The following is a 2,500-nucleotide window of genomic DNA, read 5'->3' on the forward strand; positions in this document are numbered from 1 at the left end:
AGGGATAAAAGTAAAAACGACTCCTGCATCCCGGCAGGAGTCGTTAGAATATAAGGGGGAGGCGATTACCTACTTTCCCGGGGGTAAACCCAGTATCATCGGCGGAGCGGGGCTTAACGGCCCTGTTCGGGATGGGAAGGGGTGAACACCCGCCCTATGATCGCCATTGGCTCTTTTGGTTGATGACTCCGTAGAGTCAGCTTCCGATGCCTATCGAGGTGTTCCCTCTTTTGAACGTGATGTGAAAAACAGAAAAGTATACCTAAGTAGCAATAAAGTTAATTTAAAAAGAAGTCTTGGAGGCATTAGTACTACTCGGCTTTGTTGTCACCAACTTTAGACCTGTAGCCTATCAACGTCATCGTCTCTGACGGCTCTCATAGGAATTCTCATCTTGAGGCAAGTTTCGCACTTAGATGCTTTCAGCGCTTATCTTCACCCGACGTGGCTACCCAGCGGTGCTCCTGGCGGAACAACTGGTCTACCAGCGGTCGGTTCAACCCGGTCCTCTCGTACTAAGGTCAAGCCCTCTCAAAATTCCAACGCCCACCACAGATAGGGACCGAACTGTCTCACGACGTTCTGAACCCAGCTCGCGTGCCACTTTAATCGGCGAACAGCCGAACCCTTGGGACCTTCTCCAGCCCCAGGATGTGACGAGCCGACATCGAGGTGCCAAACCTCCCCGTCGATGTGAGCTCTTGGGGGAGATCAGCCTGTTATCCCCGGAGTACCTTTTATCCTTTGAGCGACGGCCCTTCCATTCGGAAACCGCCGGATCACTATCTCCCACTTTCGTGCCTGCTCGGCCTGTTTGCCTCACAGTCAAGCACCCTTCTGCGATTGCACTCTACGCACGGTTACCAAGCGTGCTGAGGGTACCTTTGAAAGCCTCCGATACTTTTTTGGAGGCGACCACCCCAGTCAAACTACCCATCATGCATTGTCCAATCTAATGTTAGACTCCCAGCAACCGGAGGGTGGTATTTCAACGTTGGCTCCTCGATGCCTAGCGACACCGACTCATAGCCTCCCACCTATCCTACACACCAGTTACCAAAAGTCAGTGCAAAACTGTAGTGAAGGTTCACGGGGTCTTTCCGTCCCGTGGCGGGTAAGCGGCATCTTCACCGCTACTACAATTTCACCGAGCTCACGGCTGAGACAGTGCCCAGATCGTTACACCATTCGTGCAGGTCGGAACTTACCCGACAAGGAATTTCGCTACCTTAGGACCGTTATAGTTACGGCCGCCGTTTACTGGGGCTTCGATTCAATGCTTCGCCTTGCGACTAACATCCCCTCTTAACCTTCCAGCACCGGGCAGGTGTCAGGCCTTATACGTCAACTTTCGTTTTAGCAAAGCCCTGTGTTTTTGTTAAACAGTCGCCTGGGCCATTTCTCTGCGACCACATCGCTGTGGTTCCCCTTATCCCGAAGTTACAGGGTTAATTTGCCGAGTTCCTTAGCCGTGATTCACTCGAGCGCCTTGGTATGTTCTACCCGGATACCTGTGTCGGTTTACGGTACGGGTTACGGCTGGCTATAGCTAAACAACTTTTCTTGGAAGAATACTCGTCCCTTCGCCTTGCCCTTGCGGGCTCAGCTCCACGCACACTTCCGTCCGTACGTAGGAACCCATATGCTCCGTCATTGTCTCGCACCAGTGTAAGTGCAGGAATATTAACCTGCTGTGCATCGAAGCTTCGCTTTCGCTAACCCCTTAGCCCCCGACTAACCCTCAGTTGATTAGCATAGCTGAGGAATCCTGATCCTTACGGCGGAAAGGTTTCTCACCTTTCTTATCGTTACTTATCCCTACATTTGCTTTTCTCAGCACTCCAGCATCGCTTGCCGCGACACCTTCACTGTCCTGAGAATGCTCCCCTACCAAGTATTACTACTTCCATCGCTTCGGCACAAGACTTGATGCCCGTTTATTATCGATGCCCGCCCCGCTCGACCAGTGAGCTGTTACGCACTCTTTAAATGAATAGCTGCTTCCAAGCTAACATCCTGGCTGTCTCTGCAGTCGGACCTCCTTTGTTCAACTTAGCCCTGATTTAGGGGCCTTAGCGGATGGTCTGGGTTCTTTCCCTCTCGGACTGGGACCTTAGCACCCCAGCCCTCACTCCTGGGCATATTATACGGCATTCAGAGTTCGTCAGGATTTGGTAGGATTTGACTCCCCCTAGTCCTATCGGTAGCTTTACCTCCGTATAACTCTATCCCAAGGCTGTTCCTAAAAACATTTCGGGGAGTACGAGCTATCTCTCAGTTTGATTGGCCTTTCACCCCTACCCACAACTCATCCAAAGACTTTTCAACGTCAACTGGTTCGGTCCTCCATGTCGTGTTACCGACACTTCAACCTGGTCATGGGTAGATCACAAAGTTTCGCGTCTGCAGCCACTGACTAGTTTCGCCCTTTTCAGACTCGCTTTCGCTTCGGCTCCGTATCTTCAATACTTAACCTGGCCAGTAACCGCAACTCGTAGGG

At 51.7% G+C, this 2,500-nt stretch carries 2 rRNA genes (1 of these 2 cut by a window edge); both read right to left on the bottom strand.

Annotated features, from left to right (window positions below):
• Nucleotides 1–56 precede the first annotated feature (56 nt).
• Nucleotides 57–168 (bottom strand): 5S ribosomal RNA (gene rrf, locus QE357_RS00005).
• A 117-nt stretch (nt 169–285) separates the two neighbouring features.
• A 23S ribosomal RNA gene (locus QE357_RS00010) occupies nt 286–2,500 on the bottom strand; it runs 596 nt beyond the window's last position.

It is taken from the genome of Siphonobacter sp. SORGH_AS_0500 (genome assembly GCF_031453245.1).
In the GTDB taxonomy this organism is placed as follows: Bacteria; Bacteroidota; Bacteroidia; order Cytophagales; family Spirosomataceae; genus Siphonobacter.